Raw genomic sequence first — 22,314 nt, 5'->3', positions numbered from 1 at the left:
GCGCATCATGCCACTCGCGCAACGCCTTCCCCTGGCAGGGCCCGCAGGCCCAGGCCGAGCAACAGCAGCATGAAGAAGACGAAGCCGACGCGCGGCACGTCCAGCAGGCTGTCGAAGGCACCGACGGTGCCGAAGCCGATCAGCGCGGCGACGATGGCCGGCGCCAGCGGGTGGTCACGGCCACGGCCGAAGGACAGCCGCGTCAGCGCCAGCAGGTAGGCGCCGCCCAGCAGCGCCAGGCCCACCAGGCCCTGCTCGAACAGCGCATGCAGGGCGGCGTTCTTGATGTGCCAGGGCAGGTGGTTGCGGTCGCTGGAGAAGAACCAGCGCGCCATCTCGCGGTTGAAGTCGCCGTTGACCAGCAGCTGGCGGCCCTGGGCGTCCTGCATCGCGATTCGGGCGATGTCGACGCGCGCCGCCCGGGTGTCCAGCGACATGGAGAAGGTCACGAAGCGTGGCGCCCACCAGTCGCCGCCCATGGCCGGCACCGGGCCGAGCTTGAACTGGCTGGTCTGCCAGGCGCCCATGCCCGCGGCATCGGCCGGCGGCGCGGCGGCCTCGGTGGCGCCCTCGACCGGCGCCTCGGTGCGCAAAGGCTTCAACGTCGGCTCGATGCCGTAGCAGTTGTCCGGGTAGATCAGGTTCTTCTCGCAGATCTGCAGCAACAGATGGGCGTCGGCCGCCGTGCGGTGCACCAGGGTGATGGCGACGGGCCCAGGTGCGGGGGTGCTGATCCGCTGGCTGACGCGGAACTGCTCGCCGCGACCCAGCACATGCTTGCCGGCCGCCAGCGCGAGATAGGACTCGGTCGGGTCGTGGCGCAGCCGGTAGTCGCCGATCTGGCTGCTGATCGGGCCGTCGTAGAAATTGCTCGGCACGAAGCGCCCGGCGCCCTTGCCCAGCAGCCACTGGCGGCCACCGTGCAGCAGGTGCAGGCCCTCGCGCCAATGCGTCAGGCGGGTGCTGCCGTCTTCCTTCCAGGTGGCCACGCGGTCGCGCAGATAGGCGCCGCCACCCAGGGCTGCGACGATGGCCATGACCAGCAGCAGTCCGGCCACCAGCAGGGCGCGCTTGCGCCAGCCGGCCTTGCCCGTGCTGCCGGCACCCTGCAAGGGCCACAGCCGCGGCTCCAGCAGCATGGCGGCCCACAGGCCGGCCAGGGCCAGGCCGGCGGCCGAGGCCGTCCAGCGGCCCGAGGTGCCGCCCCAGTAGTCGGCCACGATGACCATGGTGGCCAGCAGCCAGAACCAGCAGGTCGACACCAGCAGAACATAGATGGGGCGCGCCTGGCCTGGCGCGTCGCGCCAGCGCAGCGCGGCGCAGCACAGCAGCGCGACGACGTTGAGCAGATAGGCCGCCTTCGGGATCGCCAGCGACAGCGCCCAGCTCGCCCCGCCCAGCAGCAGGGCCAGCAGCCCGCCCATGACCACCGCCGTCAGCCGCTGGCCGAAGGCCGGCAGCCACAGGCTGGCCGGCATGGTCAGCAGGATGATCATGACGAAGAACAGGGCCAGCAGGCCGCGGTAGCCGCCGCCGCCGAAGACCAGGGCGGCCGCCAGCGCGAAGGCGCCGGCCATGGCCAGTGCGCCCACCTTGGCCAGGCGTGGCAGCGGCGCATCCACGGCGCCGAGGGTGCTGTCGATGCTGCTGCTCTCGGGCCCGGAGGCCACGGCACGGCGGCGCTGGCCGTCGGCCAGCATGACCATGGGGATGAGGGCCAGCGGCAGCGCGAGATAGACGCCGCGCGAGAAGGTCGTCAGGCAGGCATAGGCGGCCAGCAGCGCGACGACCAGGCCGATGGCGAAGCGCCAGGGCGAGCGCGTGCGCAGCAGGGCCAGCAGCGCGAAGGGCAGGGTCAGCACCAGGAAGCCGTCCAGGGCCGCGCCGCCGACATGCATCTCCCAGAACAGTGCGGTCGTGCGGTAGTCGGTGGAGAAGTCCAGCAGGCCGGTATAGGCCAGGCGTTCCCACAGCGCCGCCGCGCTGGCGCCGGCCAGGGCCAGCACCAGGCCGAGCAGCAGGCCGCGGGAGAAGCCCCGTGGACGCGCGGTCGCTGCGGCCGTCCACAGCGGCAGCAGGGCCAGGGCCAGGAAGATGGCCTTGGCATTGCGCACCGAATTCATGGCCTCGTGGTAGCCATGGAACCAGCCGAAGGTGAAACCGCCGGCGTCGGCGAAACCGCGCCGGATGCTCCAGGCCGCCGACAGCGCCAGCGCCATCAGCAGCACGACGACGACCGGCGAATAGACCAGGCCGTGGCGCCAGGCCGGGGCGCGGTCGCGGGCGTTCAGTTGCAGCGCATAGGCCAGATAGCCGCCGCAGCCGCAGGCGCTGACGAGGAGGTCCATCTCCTCGAAGCTGATCCAGCCGGTCCACGGCGCCAGGCCCACCAGGGGCAGGGGTGCGAGCAGCAGGACGGGAGTCTTGACCCAGAACAGCGCCGCCAGCAGCACGACGGCACCCCAGGCCGCCAGCGCGAGCTGCCCCGACAGCGGGTGATGCCAGGCCAGTTCGGCGCCGATGAGGCCCATGCCGACGCCGGCCACGAGGGCCAGCCACTGCGCCTTGGTGGCGGGCAGCTTGAGCTGCAGTTCGCCGAAGCCCATCAGGCCCGATGTGACGTTGGCGGGCGCGGCCCCGACGGCGGCCATCAGCGCACCTGCCGGCTCAGGCCGGCGGGGAGAGTGACAAGACGGGTCGCGTACAACGGCGCAAGCAGCGGGCGGGCCATGGAACCTCCGGGGAAGCGCGCATTGTTGCCGAGCACCGTGGGCCCCGCATCCCGGGCAACCCCGGCCGCTGGCGGCGTGGACTCAGCGCCGGCGTCGCAGCAGCGCGAGCAGGCCCAGGCCGCCCAGCAGCAGGGCCGCCTCGCCGGGCTCGGGCACGGCCGTGACCTGGATGTTGTCGATGCCGACGATCTCGGTCACGCCGGCATGGAACTCGCCCTTGATCGTCAGGCTGGTCACGCTGGACAGCACGGCCGACGCCGGCAGCACGAAGCTGTAGTGATGCCATTGGCCGTCGGCCGGCGGGGTGCCGGCTGCCGCCATGTCGAACACCAGGCTGCCGCCCGTGCCGGTGATGGTGACTTCGCCGAAGGGGCTCCAGTCCGGCGCGTCGCCGTTGACATTCCTGGCATCGAAGGACAGCGTGCCGCCGGCATAGGCCGACCAGTTGCCCAGCCAGGCGGCGGGTGCGTTCAGCAGGAAGTCGTCGTTGCTGACGTCGGTGACCTGCAGCCAGCCGCCGCCATTGCCGCCAGTGGGCATCCAGACCTGGTCGCCGCCGTTGCTGGTGGTCCAGCCTTCGGCATCGGTGTTGAAGCCGGCCGCCAGCACGGCCGAGGTGGCCAGGGTCAGCGTGGCGGCGACGAAGGGCGCAAAGAGACGACGGGCCATGGCAGGCGCTCCAGGATCGGGTGGGGCGCGCATTGTTGGCCGAGGGACGGCCTGGGCGACATCCCTAGACAGTCTTCCCTCAGCCGGGCGGCTGACTGTGGGTGCTTGCCGAGGCAGCCGGGCGTTCCGAGACATGGGCCGCCATGGCCAGCAGGCCCACGCCGGCCGCGGCGCCCAGCCACAGCCAGCGCTTCCACCAGGCCACGGGCTTGGCGGTGGCGGTCGCCATCGGCTCGGTGGCGCTGCCGGCATTGCGTGAAGGGCTCAGGCCCAGCCATTCACGCAGTTCATCGGCCATGCTCTCGGCGCCGCGCATGCGCAGTTCGGGCGAGTCGGCCATGGCCGAGCGCAGCACCGCATCCAGCTTGAGCTGCTGGGCTTCTTTCATCGTGGGCCATTGGTCGGCCGCGCTGCCGCGCAGCGGCGCCAGGCCCTTGGGGGTGTCTTCCCAGCCGCAGATGAAGACGCGGGCCAACGCGCCCAGGCCGAACACCTCACTGGCCAGGCTGGGCGGTTCGCCGTTGCGGCGCTCGGGGGCGACGAAGGCGGGCGAGGCACCCAGGCTCAGGCCGCGGTCGAAGGGATCGGTCGGGTCGGGAATCTTGGCCAGGCCCAGGCCCATCAGGCGCACACCACCCTCGGGGCCGAGCCAGATCATGGCGGGGTCGATCTCGGCCAGCAGCCAGCCTTGCTGGTGGGCGGAGCGCAGCGCCTCGCAGAGCTGCACCAGCAGCTCGACGCGCGCACGCAGGCCGAGTTCGTGCAGGCGTGGCAGCACCGGCTCGCCATGCTCGCCCTCGACGATCAGATAGGGATGGGCATCGGGCGTCACGCCGCTGTCGCTGGGCACGGCGATATGGGTGTGCTGCAGCTTGGCGAGGTCGCCGGCCTGGTCGGCATAACGCAGCATGACGCCGGCGCCCTGGTCGCTGCGATCCAGCACGAGGACGGCGGACTTCTGCTCCTTGGCCATCGCGTGATGGGCGCTGTACCACTGGCCGGCATGGGCCTGCTCGCCGTCGGGCAGCGGCTTTTCCAGCCGCCACACGCCCAGGGCCTGCCCTTCATCCAGGGGCGCGGCGGCGGCTGGCGGTGGCAGGGAGAGATTGGGCATGCGCATGGCGCGGCATATTAGGGGTGACCCCAGGGGGCTCGCCATCCCCCGTTGTTACAAACGGCGACCGTCCGAGCATTCGCTCACGGGCTTGATACTCGCGCGCCAAGATGCTCGCCGTCCTCGCCACGACCTTCCCATTCTTCGCTCTCGTGCTGTGCGGCTGGCTGGCCGCCGAGCGCGGCCTGCTGCCGGACAGCGCGATTCCCGGCCTCAACGGCTTCGTGCTGTTCTTCGCGCTGCCCTGCCTGCTGTTCCGCTTCGGGCGCGACACGCCGCTGCTGGAGTTGCTGAACCCCGCCCTGCTTGGCGTCTATCTGAGCTCGGCCCTGCTGATCGTCTTCTTCACGGTGGCGACGACGCTGTCCGAGCGCGTCGGCATGAAGGACGCGGCCTTCGGTGCCCTCGTGGCTGCCTTCCCCAACACCGGCTTCATGGGCGTGCCCCTCATCGTCGCGCTGCTGGGCAGTACCGCCGGCGGGGCTGTCGTCAGCACCATCCTGGCCGACCTCTTCGTGACGAGCTCGCTGTGCATCGCGCTGGCCCAGGCGGGCGCCAGCGGCCATGCCGGCCGGGCGGCTTTCGTGCAGGCGCTGAAGGCGGCGGCGTCCAATCCCTTGCCCTGGTCCATCGCCCTGGGCGCGGCGCTGGGCGCCAGTGGCTTGGTGCTGCCGGGGCCGCTGGCCAAGGTGATCTCGATGCTGGGCGATGCGGCCTCGCCGGTGGCCCTGTTCACGATCGGCGCCGTGCTGAGCCGCTCGGGCCGGGTCAACCGCAAGGCGGGCCGGGTGACGCCGCCGGCGCTGTATCTGCCGGTGGCGGCCATCAAGCTGCTGCTGCACCCAGCCCTGGTGTTCGCGCTGGGTGCCGCGGCGCGCTGGCTGGGCGCGCCGCTGGCCTGGCCCCAGCTCGTCGCGCTGACGCTGGCGGCGGCCCTGCCCAGCGCCAGCAATGTGTCACTGCTGGCCGAGCGTTATGGCGCCGACAACGGCCGCGTCGCACGCATCATCCTGGCGTCGACGGCGCTGGCCTTCGTCACCTTCAGCGTGCTGGCCGCCGTCCTCATGTAGGGCGCTAACAGGCCCTCACCTGCGGCAGGCTGATGGCCACGCGCAGGCCGCCGCCGTCGCGGTTGTTCAGCGCAATGCGGCCGTCATGCGCCTCGGCGATCTCGCGCACCAGCGCCAGGCCCAGGCCGGTGCCGCCCTGGGAGCCCGGCTCCGAGCGCTTGGTGGAATAGAAGGGCAGCAGGGCCTGGGCCAGCACCGCCTCGCTCATGCCGGGGCCGCGGTCCAGCACCTCGATGCGCAACTCGCTGCCGACCAGGCCCAGGCGCAGCGAGATTTCGTCCGGATCACTGCCCGACTCGTGCGCGTTCTTGATCAGGTTCAGCAGGGCCTGCTCGATCTGCGCCGCGTCGAACCAGCCGGGCTGGGCCGGCACCTCGCCATCGAGATTGAATTCGCCCAGCGTCGCCAGCCGGTTCAGGAAGGCGGCCCAATCGACCTCCTCGCGGCGCGGTGCGGGCAGCTTGGCGAAACTGGCATAGCCCGACAGGAAGCGGTGCAGATGGGTCGCGCGCTCGCCGATGCTGGCCAGCACCTGCGGCAGGCGCTCGGTGTCGCCGCGCCGCGCCAGCTCGGCGCCGCTGTGCGCCAGCGACGAGATCGGCGCCAGCGAGTTGTTCAGCTCGTGGCTCAGCACGCGGATGACGCGCTTCCACGTCGCCACCTCGGCGCGCGACAGCTCCCGCGTCATGCGCCTGAGCAGCCGCAGCCGGTGCGGCTGGCCCTGCAGCCTGAACGCGCGGGTGCTGTGGTGGAAGGTCTCCTCCGAGCCGTCGGGCAGCGTCACCGCGAACAGCCGGTCGCCATCGCCGGAGAGGGCCTCGCGCAGCGTTTCCGGCAGCGCGGCGATGACGGTGGGGAAGTCCAGGCCGGTCAGGCTGCGCCCGTCCCCCAGCAGCTGGCGGGCGGCCAGGTTGGCGATGGCGATGCGCTCGCTCGGGGCGGTCAGCACCAGCGCAACGGGCGTGTTCTGCACGACGGTGTCCAGCAGCAGCTCGCGCTGCGCCAGGTGCTGGCGCTGCTCGCGCAGGGCCAGGCCCAGTTCGGCATGCAGGCGCGTCAGCATGGCCAGCTCGGGCGGGCCGTCGGGCGCCAGGTTGAGGCTGAAGTCGCCGTCGCGGTAGCTCAGCACCGCGCCTTCGAGGGCACGCATCAGCCGCAGCAGCGGCGCCAGCCAGAAGGCCGCCAGCCAGGCGACCAGTGGCAGCATCACCAGCACCGCGACGGCCAGCGCAATGCCGGCGTCCAGCCCCGCACGCCGCACGCCGAGGATGACCAGCGGCGGCACGACCGCCGCGGCGCCCAGGGCCAGCAGCGCGCGGGCGCGCAGCGAGAGATGGGGTATCAAGGCGCGATCCCGTAACGCTCCAGTCGCCGGTACAGCGCCTGGCGCGACAGGCCGAGCTGGCTGGCCGCGCGGCTGACGATGCCGCCGGCCGCATTCAGTGCCGCGACGACGGCCTCGCGGCTGGGTTCATCCAGGTTGCGGTAGGCGCCCGCGCCACCGTTGGCCTCTTCCAGGCCGAGCAGGGCCGGCGTGATCTCGCCGCCCTGGCAGAGCAGGGCCGCGCGTTCGACCGCGTTCTTCAGCTCGCGCACATTGCCCGGCCAGCGGTGCGCCAGCAGGGCCTCGCGCGCGGCCTCGCTCAGGCGCGCGCGCCCGGCCAGGAAATGCTCGGCCAGCGGCAGCACGTCGTCGCGGCGCTCGGCCAGGGCCGGCAGCTTCAGCTCGATGAGGTTGAGGCGATAAAACAGATCTTCGCGAAACTGACCTGACTTCACCATCGAGCGCAGGTCGGCATTCGTCGCGCTCAGCACGCGCACCTTCACCTGGCGCGTCTTGCTCGAGCCCAGGCGCTCGAACTGGCCCGTCTCCAGCACGCGCAGCAGCTTCACCTGGCCGGCCAGCGGCAGATTGCCGATCTCGTCGAGGAAGAGGGTGCCGCCGTCGGCCGCCTCGAAGCGGCCGACGCGGGCCTTGGCCGCGCCGGTGTAGGCGCCGCTGTCGCTGCCGAAGAGCTCGGCCTCGATGAGGTCGGCGGGCAGGGCGCCGCAGTTCAGCGCGATGAAGGGAGCGTCGCGCGCGCTCGAATTGGCATGCACGAAGGCCGCGATGCGCTCCTTGCCGGCGCCGTTGGGGCCGGTGATCAGCACGGGTACCGGTGCCGCGGCGATCTGCCCGGCCAGCTCCAGCAGGTTCAGCATGCCGTCCGAGCCGAACACCAGGCCGGCCAGGTCATGGCGCCGGGCCAGTGCGGCACGCCGCTCGCGGCGCGCCTCACGCAATTGCGCGATCTCGCGATTGGCTTCGTCTAATTCGAGCAGGTTCTCGACGGTGGCGATCAGCTTGGCGTCGTCCCAGGGCTTGGCCAGGTAGTCGGCCGCGCCGGCCTTGACGAGGGCCACGGCGGCATCCAGCCGCGTCCAGGCCGTCAGCAGGATGACGGGCAGGTCGGGGCGGCGCGCACGGATGGCGCGAAAGAGCTGCTCGCCCTCTTCGCCCGAGGTCGTGTCGGCCGTGAAGTTCATGTCCTGGATGACGAGGCCGAAGGCGCGCTTGTCCAGCAGCGCCAGGCCTTCCTCGGGGCTGGTGGCGACGCTGGCTTCGATGTCGTGCAGGGACAGCAGCAGTTCCAGCGCCTGGCCCACGCCAGGGTGGTCGTCAATGATCAGTGCGCGTCGCATGGCGCGGGAGGATAGGGCGGTTTTGGCCGCGGCCGCGCGGTCCGCTTTAACGTCCGGTTACCTCTGACCATCGGCTCTAGGTATTTACCTGGGCGGCTTTACATGGCAGTGCAACACGCCCCACCGTATTCTGCGCACCTTGCGCGCGAAGACGCGTAATTCTTACCGCCGCGGGGCGCGCGGCCCAACAAACGTCGAAGGGAATTTCTCCATGTCCTCTGTGGGAATTGACGCCGTGCCCGGTCCGGGCCGGAATGCCGGTCTGCTCGACAAGGAGCGCACCATTGCTGGCGCGGGCTTCAACCGCTGGCTGGTGCCGCCGGCGGCCCTGGCCATCCATCTGTGCATCGGCATGGCCTATGGCTTCTCGGTGTTCTGGCTGCCGCTGTCCAAGGCGCTGGGCATCAAGGAAGCCATCAAGTGCGGCCCCGAAGTCGGCTTCTTCCAGGAGCTCTTCGTCAGCAACTGCGACTGGAAGGTTTCCACGCTGGGCTGGATGTACACCCTCTTCTTCGTCTTCCTGGGTTGCGCTGCGGCCATCTGGGGCGGCTGGCTGGAACGCTCCGGTCCGCGCAAGGCCGGCGTCGTGTCGGCCGTGTGCTGGTGCGGCGGCATGCTGATCTCGGCCCTGGGCATCCACCTGCACCAGTTCTGGCTGATGATCCTCGGCAGCGGCGTCATCGGCGGCATCGGCCTGGGCCTGGGCTATATCAGCCCGGTGTCGACGCTGATCAAGTGGTTCCCGGACAAGCGCGGCATGGCCACCGGCATGGCCATCATGGGCTTTGGCGGCGGCGCCATGATCGGCTCGCCGCTGGCGGCCGAACTGATGAAGACCTTCGCCACCGCGACGGACGTCGGCGTGACGCAGACCTTCATCGTCATGGCCCTCGTCTACTTCGTCTTCATGATCGGTGGCGCCTTCGGCTATCGCGTGCCGCCCACGGGCTGGAAGCCGGCCGGCTGGACGCCCCCCGCTGCGCAGGCCAGCAACGCCATGATCACGCAGCGCCATGTGCATGTGAAGAAGGTCTGGGGCATCCCGCAGTTCTGGCTGGTCTGGATCGTGCTGTGCATGAACGTGTCGGCCGGCATCGGCGTCATCGGCATGGCCAGCCCCATGCTGCAGGAAGTCTTCGGCGGCTCGCTGATCGGCCTGACGGCCAAGTTCGGTGAACTGGACAAGGCCCAGCTCGCCAAGATCGCCGCCGTGGCCGCCGGCTTCACGGCCCTGCTGAGCCTGTTCAACATCGGCGGTCGCTTCTTCTGGGCCAGCCTGTCCGACAAGCTCGGCCGCAAGGTCACCTACGTGGTCTTCTTCCTGCTCGGCGGCCTGATGTACGCCAGCATCCCGAGCAGCGCCGCGGCGGGTTCCAAGCTGGCCTTCGTCGGCGCGGTCTGCGTCATCCTGAGCATGTACGGCGGCGGCTTCGCGACCGTGCCGGCCTACCTGGCCGACCTGTTCGGCACGCAGATGGTGGGCGCCATCCACGGCCGCCTGCTGACCGCCTGGGCCACGGCCGGCATCCTCGGCCCGGTCGTCGTGAACTACATGCGCGACTACCAGCTGGAACTGGGCCTGCCGCGCGAGCAGGTCTACAACCAGACCATGTACATCCTCGTCGGCATGCTGGTCGTCGGCCTGATCGCCAACCTGATGATCCGCCCGGTGGCCGACAAATACTTCATGACCGACGCTGAACTGGCCGAGGAAAAGCGTCTGGCGCACGAGCGCGCTGCGGCATCCGAAGTGGGGGCCGGCAGCGGCGCCGCTGCGGCCACGTCCAGCGCCACCGTGGTCCTGGCCTGGGCGGCCGTCGGCATCCCGCTGGCCTGGGGTGTCTACAAGACCCTGATCAACGTGGGCAAGTTCTTCAACTGATCCAGTCCTGCTAGGCTGACAAGCCCCGCTGCCTGCTCAAGGCGCGGGGCCTTTTTCTTGGTGGTTGTGTGACATGAGTGAACAAAAGATCGAGCTTTACGACGGCCCGGCCGGTGGCTGGGGCGCATTGAAGAGCGTGGCCAAGCATCTCAACGAGCAGGGCGTCGCCGTCAAGGGTGCCAAGACGCTGCTGCATGCCAACCAGACCGACGGTTTCGACTGCCCCGGCTGCGCCTGGCCCGACCGCGACCACCGCTCGACCTTCGAGTTCTGCGAGAACGGCGCCAAGGCCGTGGCCGCCGAAGCGACGGCGCGCCGCGCGACGCCCGAAGTCATCGGCGCGAAGACGCTGGCTGAATGGGCTGCGGCGTCCGATTACGACCTGGAAGCCACCGGTCGCCTGACCGAGCCCATGCTCTATGACGCCCAGACCGACCGTTATCAGCGCACCAGCTGGGACGCCGCCTTCGCGCTGATCGCCAAGGAGCTGCAGGCCCTGCCCAACCCCAACGAAGCCATCTTCTACACGTCGGGCCGCACCAGCAACGAGGCGGCCTTCCTGTACCAGCTGTTCGTGCGCGAGTTCGGCACCAACAACTTCCCCGACTGCTCCAATATGTGCCACGAGCCCAGCGGCTCGGGCATGCGGCCCACCATCGGCGTCGGCAAGGGCACGGTCACGCTGCACGACTTCGAGCAGGCCGACGCCATCTTCGTGTTCGGCCAGAACCCCGGCACCAACCACCCGCGCATGCTGGGCGAGCTGCGCGCCGCCCGCAAGCGCGGTGCGCGCATCGTCAGCTTCAACCCGCTGCGCGAGCGCGGCCTGGAGCGCTTTGCCGATCCGCAGAACGCCATCGAAATGGCGACGCTGGGCGACTCGCCCATCAGCAGCCACTACTTCCAGCTGACGGTCGGCGGCGACTTCGCGCTGCTCAAGGGCATGTGCAAGCGGGTCGTCGAGCTGGACGACGCGGCCCAGGCCGCCGGCCAGCCGCGCGTGCTCGACGTGGCCTTCATCGCCGAGCACACCCAGGGCTTCGAGGCCTTCATCGCCGAGCTGCGCGAGCAGCCCTGGGAACCGCTCGTCCAGGCCTCGGGCCTGACGCGCGAGCAGATCGTGCAGGCCGCCGACATCTACGCCGGCAGCGAGCGTGTCATCGCCTGCTGGGGCATGGGCATCACCCAGCACCGGCATTCGGTGAAGACCATCCAGATGATCGTCAACCTGCTGCTGCTGCGCGGCAGCCTGGGCCGCGAGGGCGCGGGCGCCTGCCCGGTGCGCGGCCACAGCAATGTGCAGGGCGACCGCACCATGGGCATCTACGAGAAGCCCGCGCCGGCTTTCCTCGACAAGCTCGGCGCCGTCTTCGGCTTCGAGCCGCCGCGCGAGCATGGCTATGACACCGTGGGCGCCATCCAGGCCATGCTGGACGGCAAGGGCAAGGTCTTCATCGCGATGGGCGGCAACTTCGCCGCCGCCACGCCCGACACCGCCGCCACCTGGCGCGCGCTGCGCCAGTGCGAGCTGACCGTGCACGTGACGACCAAGTTCAACCGCAGCCATGTCGTGCACGGCCGCCAGGCCCTGGTGCTGCCGGTGCTGGGCCGCACCGAGATCGACGTGCAGGCCACCGGGCCGCAAGGCATCACGGTGGAAGACTCCATGAGCATGGTGCATCTGTCGGCCGGCATGAATGCGCCGGCCTCCGAGCACCTGATCTCCGAGCCCATGCTGATCGCGCGCATGGCCGCCGCCACGCTGACCCGGAGCCGCACACCGTGGCTGGCCCTGGCCAGCAACTACGCCGCCATCCGCGACAAGATCGAGGCCGTGCTGCCCGACTTCGCCGGCTTCAACGAGAAGATCAAGGCGCCCGGGGGCTTCCGCCTGCGCAACACGGCCAGCGAGCGCGTCTGGGCCACGGCGAGCGGCAAGGCCGAGTTCAGCACACATGCGATGCCGACCGACCTGGCCACGCAGCGCATCGCCGAGCGCCAGCGTGATGTGCGTGTCTTCACGCTGACGACGCTGCGCTCCCACGACCAGTACAACACCACCATCTACGGCCACGACGACCGCTACCGCGGCGTCTACGGCCATCGCCGGGTCATCTTCATCAACGCCGCGGACCTGAAGGACCTCGGCATGAAGGCGGGCGACTGGGTGGACATCACCAGCCTCTACGTCGATGAATCGGGCAGCGACGTGCAGCAGCGCCACGCCGAGCGCTTCCTGCTCGTCGAGTACGACATCCCGCGCGGCTGCCTGGCCAGCTACTACCCCGAGACCAACCCGCTGGTGCCGCTGCAGAGCTTTTCGCTGGTCGCGCGCACGCCGACGTCCAAGTCCATTCCGGTCGTGCTGGCGCCGCATGCGGGAACAGCTGCTGCAAACGCTGCATGAACTCGCACCCGGCGGCGAGCCGGTGGCGCTGACGAGGCTGGCCAAGAGGCTGGACAAGCGCGTCAGCGTGCTGCTGCGCGAGCTGACGGCGCTCAGCGATGCGAGCATCGGCGGCGTGCCGGGGCCGGGCCTGGTAAAGCTGGCTTGCGATGACGCCGGCCGCTGGACCGTGCGGCGGGTCTAGGTGCCTGACGCCGCCTCGGCCTGCTCCCGCGCGTACTGCGTCGGCGGCCGGCCGACGTGCCGGGTGAAGGCCACGCTGAACGTGCTCGCGGAGCTGTAGCCGACGCGTTCGGCGACGTCGGCAATGCTGCCTTCGTGGCGGCGAAGCAGGTTCTTGGCGAGAGCCATTCGCCATGCCAGCAGGTATTCCATCGGTGCCACACCGACCGCACGGTTGAAGCGCTCGAAGAAGGTTGAGCGTGACAGCGCGGCCTCCCTGGCCAGCTCCACCACCGTCCATGCCCGCGTCGGCTGCTCGTGCATCGCGCGGATGGCGGCGGCCAGGCGCACGTCGGCGAGCCCGCGCACCAGGCCCGTCGACGCGGCGGTGCCGCCCGTCGACCGCAAGGCCTCGATCAGCAGCACCTCCAGCAGCCGCGCCAGCACCATCTCACGCGCGGGCCGCTGCTCGCGCGACTCCTCGCCCACCCACTGCACCAGCGTCGCCAGGCGCGGCTCGCTGCGCACATGCACGAGTTGCGGCAGCAGCGAGACCAGCAGGGCCGCGTCCGGCGAGCCGAAGCTGCAATGGCCGGCCAGGATGCGCAGGTCCACCGGCCCGTCTGGTGCGCCTATCCTGAACAGGCCCGGTGCCAGCGCGATCGGCATGCTGTTGGCCGTGCCGGCCGGTGCGTCGAGGCTGGACATCGCGACACCGAAGGCGGCGGGCACCAGCACGAAGTCGCCGGCTTGCAGCACCAGCGGTTCCTGCCCGTCCAGGGCCATGCGGCAGCCGCCCTCGAGAACCGCGCAATAGAACGGCTGTCCGGCGTCCGAGCGGCTCACCCGCCAGGAACCCGATCCAACGACGTTCTTGAAAAACCGGGCCGACGGCTGCAGCAGCGCAACGACCTCGGCGAGCGGATCGACCACGGCCGGACTATCGCAAATGAGATATGGACTTTTGAGTGTAGCGAGTACGGTCTTGCCGTCCTATCGTGAGGCCATCGCCACCCCGCTCATGAAAGCACCTCGATGAAGACCATCCTGATCACCGGCTGTTCCTCCGGCTTCGGCCTCGAAACCGCACGCCTGTTCCTCGAACGTGGCTGGCACGTGATCGCCACCATGCGCACCCCGCGCGAAGGCTTGCTGCCCCCGTCCGAGCGGCTGCGCCTGCTGCCGCTGGATGTCACCGACGCCGAAAGCATCCGCCGCGCGGTGGCGGCCGCCGGGCCCATCGACGTGCTGGTCAACAACGCCGGCTTCGGCGCGCCCGCGCCCTTCGAGCTGACGAGCCCCGGGACCATCCGCGAGCTGTTCGAAACCAACACCTTCGGCACGATGGCCGTCACGCAGGCGGTGTTGCCGCAGATGCGTGAGCGCCAGTCCGGCGTCATCGTCAATGTGACCTCCAGCGCCACGCTGAAGCCGCTGCCGCTGGTGGGCGTGTACCGCGCGGCCAAGGCGGCGGTGAATGCCTTCACCGAGTCGCTGGCGAGCGAGGTCGACCACTTCGGCGTGCGCGTGCGCATCGTGCTGCCTGGCTCCTCGGGCGAGACGAGCTTCCGCGACACGGCACGGTCCCACCTGCGCGGCATGGACGACGCGGTGTACGGCGAGTTCATGACCCAGGCCATCGCCCGCATGCAGGCGTCCACGGGCGCAGGAACGCGCGCGAAGGATGTGGCCGAGGCCGTCTGGCGTGCCGCGACCGATCCGTCGACACCCATGCGCATCCCGGCCGGGGCCGACGCCGTGCAGTGGGCCGCCGAAGCTGAGTGAACCCTAGGCGCCCAGCCGGTCCAGCAGCGCGGCGTCGAGGATGTCGATGCTGCGATAGCCCAGCTTCAACGCGCCCGCCTTGGCCAACTCGCCCAGCTCCTTGCTGAGGGTCTGGCGCGTCAGGCCCAGCATCATGGCCAGCGCCTCCTGCGACACCGGCAGCTGCCGGCGCGGCTCGATGGCCTGCGTGGCATCGCCGCGCGCCAGCAGCGCCAGCCGACGGGCCAGGCGGGCGCGCGTGGGCCGCAGCGTCGCGTCCTCGACGATGCCGAACAGCGTGCGCAGCCGCCCGGCCATCAGCCGGGCCAGCGCCGTCGCGAAGACGGCGTCCTGCATGAAGCGCGCAAAGGCCTCGGCCGGCACTGCGAACACGGCCGTCGCGCCGACGGCGGTGGCATCGTGCACGCGTGGGCCGCCGTCCAGCAGCGAGATCTCGCCGAACCAGTTGCCCGGCTCCAGCACCGCGAGGATGGACTCGCTGCCGTCCGCCGCCACGCTGCTGGCCTTGATCGCGCCGCGGCAGACCGCGTGCCAGTCACCCGGCGCGTCGCCCTGGCGGAACAGCACCTCGCCGGCGGCCAGCTTCTGCACCCGGCCGGCCGCCAGCACGGCCTCGGCCAGTGTCGCGGGCAGCGTGGCGAACCAGGGGTTGGCGCGCAACAGGTCGGATTCGGGCATGCCCTGAATTGTCTGGTTTCAGACAGAGGGGCCAGCCCCTCGCATGCCCCAATCGCGGCACAACAACCCAGGAGACCGAGATGACGACGACCGTGCGCGACCAGGTGAGCGCCGAAGAATGGGCATTGCGCGAAGACCTCGCCGCCTGCTACCGCCTCGTGGCATGGATGGGCTGGGACGATCTCGTCTTCACCCACATCAGCGCCCGCGTGCCCGGGCCCGAGCACCACTTCCTGATCAATCCCTATGGCCTGATGTTCGACGAGATCACGGCCAGCAGCCTCGTCAAGGTGGACGGCGAATGCCGCAAGGTCATCGAGTCGCCCTATCCGGTCAACCCGGCCGGCTTTGTCATCCACAGCGCCGTGCATGCGGCCCGGCATGACGTTCAATGCGTGCTGCACACCCACACCACCGCCGGCGTGGCTGTCAGTGCCCAGGCCGGTGGCGTGCTGCCGATCTCGCAGCAGTCCACCTTCGTGCTGGCGTCGCTGGGCACGCATGGCTACGAGGGCGTCGCCTTCCGCCTCGACGAGGGCCCGCGGCTGCAGGCCGACCTGGGCGCCAACACCTTCCTGCTGCTGAAGAACCATGGCCTGTTGACCGTGGGAGCGTCGGTCGCCGATGCCTTCCTGGCCATGCACGCCTTCGAGGCCACCTGCCGCATCCAGCTCGCCGCGCAGAGCGGTGGCGGCCCGTTGACCGAGGTGCACCCGGCTATCCTGCGCGGCACCGCCGAGGCCATGCGCGTGCAGACCGGCGGCATGGGCGGCGCCTTCGTCTGGCCGGCGCTGCTGCGCAAGCTGGACCGCCTGGGCAGCAACTACAAGGACTGAAGCCATGACCACCGTGGTGTTGACGAACGCGCTGCTCGGCGTGCTGGCCATCGTCATGGCCGGGCTGGGCCTGTCGCTGACCGTGGGCGACTTCCGCCGCCTGCGCGAGCATCCGCTCGCCGCGGTGTTGGCGCTCGCGCTGCAACTCCTCGTGTTGCCACTCGCCTGCGTGGGCGTCATTGCCGCCTTCCAGCTGCCACCGCTCTACGCCGTCGGCCTGATGCTGCTGGCCGCGTCACCAGGAGGCATCACGGCCAATCTGTTCAGCCATTTGTTCGGCGGCCATGTGGCGATGAATCTGTCGTTGACGGCGCTGAACACCCTGCTGTCCCTCGTCACGCTGCCGCTGATCGCCAACTGGGCCATCGCCCACTACGCCGGTGGCGGCCAGGTCGTGCCGCTGCCGTGGCAGAAGCTGGCAGAGGTCATCGGCGTCATCGCCGTGCCGGTGCTGGCCGGCATGGCGGTGCGCCGCATGCGGCCCGACATCGCGGCGCGGCTGGACAAGCCCGTCAAGGCGCTGTCGGCCGTGCTGCTGGTGGTGCTGACGGTGCTGGCCATCGCCAAGGAACGCGAGGCCCTGCTCGGCGCCGCGGGCGAGCTGGGCGGCGCGGTGCTGGCTTTCAATCTGCTGAGCCTCTCCGCCGGCTATGGCCTGGGCCGCGCGGTGCGGCTGCCGCGGCCGCTGTGCATCGCCATCGGCTTCGAGGTGGGCATCCACAACTCGACGCTGGCGCTCTACCTGGCGCTTGGCGTGCTGCAGCAGTTCCCGGTCGCATTGCCGGCGGCGCTGTACTCGGTCAGCATGTACCTCACGGGTCTGGCCTTCGGGTGGTGGCTGCGACAAGGGCCCCTCGCCCGGTCTCGCGCCGGCTGAACGCCGGCAAGCCCGGTCGGTCCCCCGAGGGGACGGCGATGCCCACGGCTTCGAGCCGCGAGCACATCGCCCAAGGCGGGCCGGCTTGGGAGCGGCCCGGCGCTCGGCCCGCAGTGCAGCGGTGGCTGGATTCAGGGAAGATCGCTGTATGAAACTCCTTGGCCGCCTCACTTCCATCAACGTCCGCAAGGTCATGTGGACCGCCGCGCAACTCGACCTCGCGCTGGAGCGCGAAGACTGGGGCGCGGGCTTTCGCTCGCCGCAGGAGGCGGGCTATCTGGCCATGAACCCCAACGGCCTGATTCCCGTCCTCATCGACGGCGATTTCACGCTCTGGGAGAGCAACAGCATCTGCCGCTACCTGGCCACCAAGGCCGGCGCGACCAGCCTGCTGCCGGCCGAGCCGCAGGCGCGCGCCCGGGTCGAGCAGTGGATGGACTGGCAGGCCGGTGAGCTGAACAACAGCTGGCGCGTCGCCTTCATGGCCCTGGTGCGCGGTCAGCCGGCCACGCCCGAGGCCGTCCAGGCCGGCGTGGCCAACTGGAACAGGCACATGGGCCTGCTCGATGCGCAGCTCGCCAGCACGGGGGCCTTCGTGGTTGGTGCCGACTTCACGCTGGCCGACGTCGTGCTCGGCCTGTCGACGCAGCGCTGGAAGAACGCACCCATCGAGCGCGCGGCATTGCCTGCGGTGGGTGCCTGGATGCTGCGCCTGAGCGCGCGGCCCGGGTTTGCCGAGTTCGTCGACAACGGCATGCCTTGAAACCCTTCCTCAAGATGGGGGTCGGGGCCCCCCCGGCGGCCCTTCTCCAGCGCTGGCATGAAGCCTAGGATGGGCTGACAAATCACACTGCGAGCGAGGGCTGCCATGCTGACTCCGACTGCCACTCAGCACGACGGTGACCCTCATCCAACGCCGGCTTCGCGGCTGACCCGTCGCCATCTGCTGCTGGGCGCCGCCGGGTTGGCAGGCGCTTCGCAAGCCCTTGGCGAAGACACGCTGCGCCACGAGACGGCCGAAGACGCGCTCGGGCCTTTCTATCCCCTGAGCCTGCCCAAGGACCAGGACTTCGATCTCAGCCGCATCGCCGGCCACAAGGCCCGCGCCCTCGGCCAGCTGCTCTATGTGAGTGGCCGCGTGGTCAACCCGCGTGGCGAGCCCATTGCCAATGCGGTGCTGGAGATCTGGCAGGCCAACGCGGCCGGGCGCTATACCCACCCGGGTGACACCAGCGCCGCGCCGCTGGACCCCGACTTCCAGGGTTATGCGCGCATCCGCAGCGGCCCGGACGGCAGCTATCGGCTCAAGACCATCCAGCCCGGCCTCTACGGTCCGCGCACCCGGCACATCCACTTCGACGTGCGCGGCAAGGCCTCACGGCTGGTCACGCAGATGTATTTCGAGGGCGAGGCCGCCAACGAGGCCGACCCGCTGCTCAAGCTGCAGGAGCCCGAGGACCGCAAGACGCTGATCGCCCGCCCCGGCACGCCGACGGCCCGGCAGGAGAGCGATGCGCTGGCCGTGTCCTGGGACATCGTGCTGGCCTTCGGTTGAGCGCGCTAGGGCTTGGCGCGCAGGGTCTCGATGATCTGCTGGCCAGTGGTCTTGGCCGTGGCCAGTTGCTCGGGCGTGGGGAGGGCCTTGAAGCGGATGACCTTCTGCTGCATCAGCTGCTTGACCAGGTCCTGGCCCTGCTTGCCTGTCAGCTCGCCATAGGCGAAGAGATAGCCCAGCTTCTCAGCGTCGTCCAGACCCCAGGCGTCCGGCGCAATGATGGCGCCGAACAGGCTGCCTGCATGTCCGGAGCGGGCGTCACGACGCAGGGTGTCCAGCACTTCCTGGCGCATGGCCGCCGTCAGCTCGTCCGGTTGCGTCACGCCGGCGTACTTCGCGGCCGCTTCGCGGATGCCGCCGCGCATGGCGCGCAGGGCCAGTTCGCCCAGCATGGCCTGGTGCTGGGGCGTGATGGTCTGGCAGCGCCGCGCCTCGGCATCGGCCTCCTGCATCAGCTGGGTCATCATCTCCGGCGACACGCCCACACTGCGCATGTGCTCGAAGCTGTTGCGCCGGTCGGCATTGGAGGCGCACAGCTGCAGCCATTTCATGGCCTCCCAGGCTGCGGCCGCATCACTGCCGGCCATGGCGCGATCGATGTGCGGGCCATAGCCCTCGGAGCCGACGCGCGCTGCGGCCGGCTTGGCGGCGGACGCGGGCCTTGCAGTCGCCATTGCCGGCTTGGCAAGCGCCGCGGCGTTGCTGGCGGCTGTGGGTGCGGAGGGCGGCAAGGCCAGGGGTAGTGCGGCCACGGCTGCGGCCTCGGGTTCCGGGACCGGCGCCTTGGCCGGCGCGCTCAGGCCGAACCAGAGGGCGGCGGCGGCGGCGGTGCCGACGGCGATCAGGATCAATACCCAGCGGAAGGCGTCCATGGCGACTCAGCTCGCGAAGTTGTAGCGCACGACGGCCACCGTCAGCGCGAACAGATAGCCGCAGGCGAAGCGGTCGATGCGCAGCACCGGGTCGCCGCGGCGAGCGCGCCACAGGCCCATCAGCGTCATCGCGAAGCCGGCGATGACCGGCGTGATGACGAGATTGACCAGCCGCGGCCAGCCATCGTGCGTCAGGTGCTGCGGCATCAGCCACAGGCTCAGCGCGCCGACGATGCCGCCCAGCAGCAGATAGCCGAGCGCGGCCATCCAGATATTGGGCTGCTTGCGAAAGGGCTCGGCCACGGCGTGCAGGCCGAGCTCTACGAGCAGTTCGCCGAAGACCTGGAAGATCAGCTCGAGCAGCAGTTCAAACAGGATTTCCAGGGTTGCCTCCACGCACGCTGCGTGCTGCGCAGCCTAGCTCAGCGCGGGGCGCGATTCAGCGAACGCTTGATCGTTCGTGAGTTTTTACGTTGGGGCTGGTGAGGTGGCGCCTCGCAACGCCCATGCCGTCCAGGCGGCCCCCGCCACATCCACAAAGCCGAACAGCAATAGCTGCAGCGGAGCACCGGCCAGCAGCACCAGCATCACGCAACCCGTGCAGAAGGCCAGCCGCCCCGCGATCGTGGCCCGGTAGAAAGCGATGGCACCGGCGCGGCCGCAGGCCCAGTAGTAGTAGCCGACAACGAGAGCCAGCAGGCCGACGACGCGGATCCAGATCTCTGAGGGTGTCGCGATGCCGAGCGGGCTCAGCACGGTGCCGGGGCTGGCGATCAGGCCCACGCCGGTCAGCATGGCGTAGACGCCGAAGGCCAGCATGCTCAGCGTTGCGGGGTCGGGGCTTGCGGTCCGGGTAGCGGTGGTCATCCGGGTCTCCTCGGCAACGGATGCGCCGATTCTCCGCAGAACACGCCCTGGGGGAAAGGCGGGCCGGCCCGGCCTGCACGGCCCCGGCCGCCCGCCTTCAGAGGTCAGCCGAGTCGCACCGGCACAAAGATCTGCTGGCCGTCGCGCGCCACCAGCAAGGCCACCGAGGCCGGCTTGCCCTTCAGTGCGTCGCGCACCTGCTCCACGTTCTGCACCGGCTTGCCGTTCAGGGCCAGCAGCACGTCGCCGGGCTGCACGCCGGCCAGTTGGGCCGGACCGGTCACGCGCTCGATCAGCAGGCCATGGTCCAGGCCCGAGCCGCGCAGCTCCTGGCGCTCCAGCGGGCGCAGCGCCAGGCCCAGCGAACCGCCCTGGGGCGAAGCGCTGGCTTCCTGCGTGTCCTTGTCGGCACGGCCCAGGCTGACGGTCTCGCTGACACGCGACTTGTCGCGCCACAGCTCCAGCTTGAGCTTCTCGCCCGGGCGGGCCAGGCCCACGCGGCTGGACACATCGCCCGCCACGCGCACCGGCTCGCCGTCGATGGCGGTGATGACGTCACCCGCCTTCAGCCCGGCCTTGGCGGCGGCGCTTTCGGGCATGACGCTGGACACCAGGGCGCCGTCGGGCGCACCCAGGCCGAAGGACGAGGCCAGCGGCGCCGACAGGTCCTGCAGCGTGACACCCAGCCGGGCATGCTCGACCTTGCCGTGCGCGACGATCTGGTCCTTGACCTTCAGCGCCACGTCCACGGGAATCGAGAAGGCCAGGCCCTGGAAGCCACCGCTCTGCGAAAAGATCTGCGCGTTGACGCCGACGACGCGGCCGGCGGCGTCGAACAGCGGGCCGCCCGAGTTGCCGGGGTTCACGGCCGCGTCGGTCTGGATGAAGGGCACGACGCTGTCGCCCGGCAGCGAGCGGCCCTTGGCGCTGACGATGCCCTGCGTGGCCGTCTGCTCGAAGCCATAGGGCGCGCCGATGGCCAGCACATAGTCGCCCACCTGCACCTGCTTGGGGTCGCCCAGCTGCACGGTGGGCAGGCCCTGGGCGTCGAGCTTGAGCACGGCGATGTCGGTGGCCGGGTCGCTGCCTAGCACCTTGGCGGAGAACTCGCGGCGGTCGCTGAGCTTGACGGTGACCTGCTTGGCGTCGCGCACCACGTGGGCATTGGTCAGCACCAGGCCGTCGCTGCTGATGATGAAGCCCGAGCCCTGGCCGCGGAAAGGCTGCGGGCCCTGCTGCGGCATGCGCAGCCCGGGAATGCCGCGGAAGAAGCGGAAGAAGGGGTCGTCGTCGCCGCGCGCGACCGGGCCTTCGTCGCCGTCGTCATTGCCGACCTTGTGCAGGCCGGCCACCGTGATGCCGACGACGGCAGGGCCCTGGGTCTGCACGATGGCGCGGTAGTTGGGCAACTGGGCGGCCGGCAGGGCCACGGCCGGTGCGGCCAGCGTGGTGGCGGCGGCGACGGTTGTTGCAGTGGCTGCGGGCGTGGCTTCGCCCGCCACCGGCGCGCTGACCGGTGCCTTGCCCTGCAGCCACGCGGGCGCCGTCCAGCCCGAGGCGGTCGTCGTGACGGTGACGCCGGCGGCCAGCAGCGCGGCGGCGGTGGCGATCAAGGTGGTCTTGGCGGTCTGGGTCATCAAAGGCTCCTCAAGCCGGCTGCGGTGGTGCAGCCGATGCCGGGAGTCTGGGGATGCCAGATGAGCGCTGGATGAGGCGAAGGTGAGGTGAAAGTTAAGGGGCCTCAAGGCGCCGCTGCCGGTGCAGCCACCTGACGGCGAGCGCTGATCTCGGCCCTCGCCTTGATGCGACCCAGCAACATCAAACGGGAGGCGATGCCGCCTTTGGAACGATCATGAGACGCGGTCAGCGCAGCCAGATCGGCCCCCTCGTCAAAGGCCTCGAGAAGGCGCTGATCCTCTTCCTGCGACCAGGGCTTGCCAGCCTGGCCGGGTTGCGCCTTGGCCGCTGCGCTGCGAGATCCTTCCAACGCTCGCGATGCCACGAAGAGAGCTCGGATCACGGGAGGCTTCAGAAGAATGCTTTCTTCCGGGAAGAGCTCGCCGGTGTCCGGGTCCACGCCATCGGCAAGGGCATCGATGACGCGTTGAGCTTCGTGAGGAGTCATG

21 protein-coding genes are annotated in these 22,314 nt (G+C 70.2%); 9 read left to right on the top strand and 12 right to left on the bottom strand.

Annotation, left to right across the window (positions count from 1 at the left end; translation table 11 throughout):
- Positions 1-5 precede the first annotated feature (5 nt).
- The 3 genes from AC1D2H_RS11245 to AC1D2H_RS11235 all read right to left on the bottom strand — a co-directional run bounded on the left by AC1D2H_RS11245 (position 6) and on the right by AC1D2H_RS11235 (position 4,521).
- Positions 6-2,651, bottom strand: a complete 2,646-nt coding sequence (locus AC1D2H_RS11245; RefSeq protein ID WP_478010991.1) for a hypothetical protein — start codon at positions 2,649-2,651, stop codon at positions 6-8.
- Positions 2,652-2,813: 162 nt separating this feature from the next.
- A complete protein-coding gene (locus AC1D2H_RS11240; RefSeq protein WP_478010990.1) occupies positions 2,814-3,401 on the bottom strand; it encodes a PEP-CTERM sorting domain-containing protein in 588 nt (195 codons plus the stop codon).
- A gap of 79 nt (positions 3,402-3,480) precedes the next feature.
- Complete coding sequence (locus AC1D2H_RS11235; protein ID WP_478010989.1) at positions 3,481-4,521, bottom strand: serine/threonine-protein kinase; 1,041 nt, start codon at positions 4,519-4,521, stop codon at positions 3,481-3,483.
- Positions 4,522-4,625: 104 nt separating this feature from the next.
- On the opposite strand from AC1D2H_RS11235, the gene AC1D2H_RS11230 reads away from it, so the two are divergent.
- Positions 4,626-5,585, top strand: a complete 960-nt coding sequence (locus AC1D2H_RS11230; RefSeq protein ID WP_478010988.1) for an AEC family transporter — start codon at positions 4,626-4,628, stop codon at positions 5,583-5,585.
- Positions 5,586-5,589: 4 nt separating this feature from the next.
- On the opposite strand, the gene AC1D2H_RS11225 is transcribed toward AC1D2H_RS11230, so the two are convergent.
- Both AC1D2H_RS11225 and AC1D2H_RS11220 read right to left on the bottom strand, forming a co-directional pair.
- Positions 5,590-6,930 carry a sensor histidine kinase gene (locus AC1D2H_RS11225; protein WP_478010987.1) on the bottom strand — a complete coding sequence of 447 codons (1,341 nt, stop codon included), beginning with the start codon at positions 6,928-6,930 and terminating at the stop codon, positions 5,590-5,592.
- Positions 6,927-8,267: a sigma-54-dependent transcriptional regulator gene (locus AC1D2H_RS11220; RefSeq protein WP_477931991.1), complete on the bottom strand. Its 1,341-nt coding sequence runs from the start codon at positions 8,265-8,267 to the stop codon at positions 6,927-6,929. The genes AC1D2H_RS11225 and AC1D2H_RS11220 overlap by 4 nt, the downstream gene beginning before the upstream one ends.
- A gap of 211 nt (positions 8,268-8,478) precedes the next feature.
- Here AC1D2H_RS11220 and AC1D2H_RS11215 point away from each other — a divergent pair, with 211 nt between their 5' ends.
- From AC1D2H_RS11215 to AC1D2H_RS11205, 3 genes are all read left to right on the top strand, one after another.
- Entirely contained in the window at positions 8,479-10,149 is a 1,671-nt protein-coding gene (locus AC1D2H_RS11215; protein ID WP_478010986.1) for an OFA family MFS transporter, read from the top strand.
- Positions 10,150-10,222: 73 nt separating this feature from the next.
- Positions 10,223-12,556 carry an FdhF/YdeP family oxidoreductase gene (locus tag AC1D2H_RS11210; RefSeq protein WP_478010985.1) on the top strand — a complete coding sequence of 778 codons (2,334 nt, stop codon included), beginning with the start codon at positions 10,223-10,225 and terminating at the stop codon, positions 12,554-12,556.
- Positions 12,525-12,740, top strand: coding sequence for a hypothetical protein (locus AC1D2H_RS11205; protein ID WP_478010984.1), 216 nt, complete (start codon positions 12,525-12,527; stop codon positions 12,738-12,740). Before AC1D2H_RS11210 ends, AC1D2H_RS11205 begins: the two co-directional genes overlap by 32 nt.
- Here AC1D2H_RS11205 and AC1D2H_RS11200 read toward each other — a convergent pair.
- Positions 12,737-13,651, bottom strand: coding sequence for an AraC family transcriptional regulator (locus AC1D2H_RS11200; RefSeq protein WP_478010983.1), 915 nt, complete (start codon positions 13,649-13,651; stop codon positions 12,737-12,739). The genes AC1D2H_RS11205 and AC1D2H_RS11200 overlap by 4 nt on opposite strands.
- 102 nt (positions 13,652-13,753) lie before the next feature.
- Here AC1D2H_RS11200 and AC1D2H_RS11195 point away from each other — a divergent pair, with 102 nt between their 5' ends.
- Positions 13,754-14,503 carry an SDR family oxidoreductase gene (locus AC1D2H_RS11195; RefSeq protein ID WP_478010982.1) on the top strand — a complete coding sequence of 250 codons (750 nt, stop codon included), beginning with the start codon at positions 13,754-13,756 and terminating at the stop codon, positions 14,501-14,503.
- Between the two features lie 3 nt (positions 14,504-14,506).
- Here the strand turns inward: AC1D2H_RS11195 and AC1D2H_RS11190 are convergent, their stop codons facing one another.
- The gene (locus tag AC1D2H_RS11190; RefSeq protein ID WP_478010981.1) at positions 14,507-15,181 is read right to left on the bottom strand and encodes a Crp/Fnr family transcriptional regulator; all 675 of its coding nucleotides are present in this window, start codon (positions 15,179-15,181) and stop codon (positions 14,507-14,509) included.
- 80 nt (positions 15,182-15,261) lie between these two features.
- Between AC1D2H_RS11190 and AC1D2H_RS11185 the strand changes: the two genes are divergently transcribed.
- The 4 genes from AC1D2H_RS11185 to AC1D2H_RS11170 all read left to right on the top strand — a co-directional run bounded on the left by AC1D2H_RS11185 (position 15,262) and on the right by AC1D2H_RS11170 (position 18,449).
- Positions 15,262-16,017 (top strand): class II aldolase/adducin family protein, encoded by a 756-nt coding sequence (locus AC1D2H_RS11185; RefSeq protein WP_478010980.1) that lies wholly within the window; start codon positions 15,262-15,264, stop codon positions 16,015-16,017.
- A gap of 4 nt (positions 16,018-16,021) precedes the next feature.
- Entirely contained in the window at positions 16,022-16,894 is an 873-nt protein-coding gene (locus AC1D2H_RS11180) for a bile acid:sodium symporter family protein (RefSeq protein ID WP_478010979.1), read from the top strand.
- 148 nt (positions 16,895-17,042) lie between these two features.
- On the top strand, positions 17,043-17,657 hold the full coding sequence (locus tag AC1D2H_RS11175) for a glutathione S-transferase family protein (protein WP_478010978.1): 615 nt from the start codon (positions 17,043-17,045) through the stop codon (positions 17,655-17,657).
- 105 nt (positions 17,658-17,762) lie between these two features.
- Positions 17,763-18,449, top strand: a complete 687-nt coding sequence (locus tag AC1D2H_RS11170) for a dioxygenase family protein (protein WP_478010977.1) — start codon at positions 17,763-17,765, stop codon at positions 18,447-18,449.
- A gap of 5 nt (positions 18,450-18,454) precedes the next feature.
- Here the strand turns inward: AC1D2H_RS11170 and AC1D2H_RS11165 are convergent, their stop codons facing one another.
- The 5 genes from AC1D2H_RS11165 to AC1D2H_RS11145 all read right to left on the bottom strand — a co-directional run bounded on the left by AC1D2H_RS11165 (position 18,455) and on the right by AC1D2H_RS11145 (position 22,313).
- A complete protein-coding gene (locus tag AC1D2H_RS11165; RefSeq protein ID WP_478010976.1) occupies positions 18,455-19,321 on the bottom strand; it encodes a hypothetical protein in 867 nt (288 codons plus the stop codon).
- 6 nt (positions 19,322-19,327) lie between these two features.
- Positions 19,328-19,717, bottom strand: coding sequence for a hypothetical protein (locus AC1D2H_RS11160; RefSeq protein WP_477931980.1), 390 nt, complete (start codon positions 19,715-19,717; stop codon positions 19,328-19,330).
- 72 nt (positions 19,718-19,789) lie between these two features.
- Positions 19,790-20,188: a hypothetical protein gene (locus AC1D2H_RS11155; RefSeq protein WP_477931979.1), complete on the bottom strand. Its 399-nt coding sequence runs from the start codon at positions 20,186-20,188 to the stop codon at positions 19,790-19,792.
- A 104-nt stretch (positions 20,189-20,292) separates the two neighbouring features.
- Complete coding sequence (locus AC1D2H_RS11150; protein WP_478010975.1) at positions 20,293-21,825, bottom strand: Do family serine endopeptidase; 1,533 nt, start codon at positions 21,823-21,825, stop codon at positions 20,293-20,295.
- Positions 21,826-21,929: 104 nt separating this feature from the next.
- Complete coding sequence (locus AC1D2H_RS11145; protein WP_478010974.1) at positions 21,930-22,313, bottom strand: hypothetical protein; 384 nt, start codon at positions 22,311-22,313, stop codon at positions 21,930-21,932.
- Position 22,314: the final 1 nt, after the last annotated feature.

Source organism: Roseateles sp. P1_C1_2, from assembly GCF_056406535.1.
The sequence above is the reverse complement of the archived record's forward strand: the minus strand, read 5'-3'. Positions and strand labels throughout refer to the sequence as shown.

Bases quoted from the DNA above. Each gene is read 5' to 3' on its own strand.
- AC1D2H_RS11235 (WP_478010989.1), bottom strand. From the start codon at position 4,521: ATGCGCATGCCCAATCTCTCCCTGCCACCGCCAGCCGCCGCCGCGCCC.
- AC1D2H_RS11180 (WP_478010979.1), top strand. From the start codon at position 16,022: ATGACCACCGTGGTGTTGACGAACGCGCTGCTCGGCGTGCTGGCCATC.
- AC1D2H_RS11210 (WP_478010985.1), top strand. From the start codon at position 10,223: ATGAGTGAACAAAAGATCGAGCTTTACGACGGCCCGGCCGGTGGCTGG.
- AC1D2H_RS11240 (WP_478010990.1), bottom strand. From the start codon at position 3,401: ATGGCCCGTCGTCTCTTTGCGCCCTTCGTCGCCGCCACGCTGACCCTG.
- AC1D2H_RS11155 (WP_477931979.1), bottom strand. From the start codon at position 20,188: ATGACCACCGCTACCCGGACCGCAAGCCCCGACCCCGCAACGCTGAGC.
- AC1D2H_RS11245 (WP_478010991.1), bottom strand. From the start codon at position 2,651: ATGGCCGCCGTCGGGGCCGCGCCCGCCAACGTCACATCGGGCCTGATG.
- AC1D2H_RS11175 (WP_478010978.1), top strand. From the start codon at position 17,043: ATGAAACTCCTTGGCCGCCTCACTTCCATCAACGTCCGCAAGGTCATG.
- AC1D2H_RS11145 (WP_478010974.1), bottom strand. From the start codon at position 22,313: ATGACTCCTCACGAAGCTCAACGCGTCATCGATGCCCTTGCCGATGGC.
- AC1D2H_RS11195 (WP_478010982.1), top strand. From the start codon at position 13,754: ATGAAGACCATCCTGATCACCGGCTGTTCCTCCGGCTTCGGCCTCGAA.
- AC1D2H_RS11165 (WP_478010976.1), bottom strand. From the start codon at position 19,321: ATGGACGCCTTCCGCTGGGTATTGATCCTGATCGCCGTCGGCACCGCC.
- AC1D2H_RS11205 (WP_478010984.1), top strand. From the start codon at position 12,525: ATGCGGGAACAGCTGCTGCAAACGCTGCATGAACTCGCACCCGGCGGC.
- AC1D2H_RS11190 (WP_478010981.1), bottom strand. From the start codon at position 15,181: ATGCCCGAATCCGACCTGTTGCGCGCCAACCCCTGGTTCGCCACGCTG.
- AC1D2H_RS11150 (WP_478010975.1), bottom strand. From the start codon at position 21,825: ATGACCCAGACCGCCAAGACCACCTTGATCGCCACCGCCGCCGCGCTG.
- AC1D2H_RS11230 (WP_478010988.1), top strand. From the start codon at position 4,626: ATGCTCGCCGTCCTCGCCACGACCTTCCCATTCTTCGCTCTCGTGCTG.
- AC1D2H_RS11185 (WP_478010980.1), top strand. From the start codon at position 15,262: ATGACGACGACCGTGCGCGACCAGGTGAGCGCCGAAGAATGGGCATTG.
- AC1D2H_RS11215 (WP_478010986.1), top strand. From the start codon at position 8,479: ATGTCCTCTGTGGGAATTGACGCCGTGCCCGGTCCGGGCCGGAATGCC.
- AC1D2H_RS11170 (WP_478010977.1), top strand. From the start codon at position 17,763: ATGCTGACTCCGACTGCCACTCAGCACGACGGTGACCCTCATCCAACG.
- AC1D2H_RS11220 (WP_477931991.1), bottom strand. From the start codon at position 8,267: ATGCGACGCGCACTGATCATTGACGACCACCCTGGCGTGGGCCAGGCG.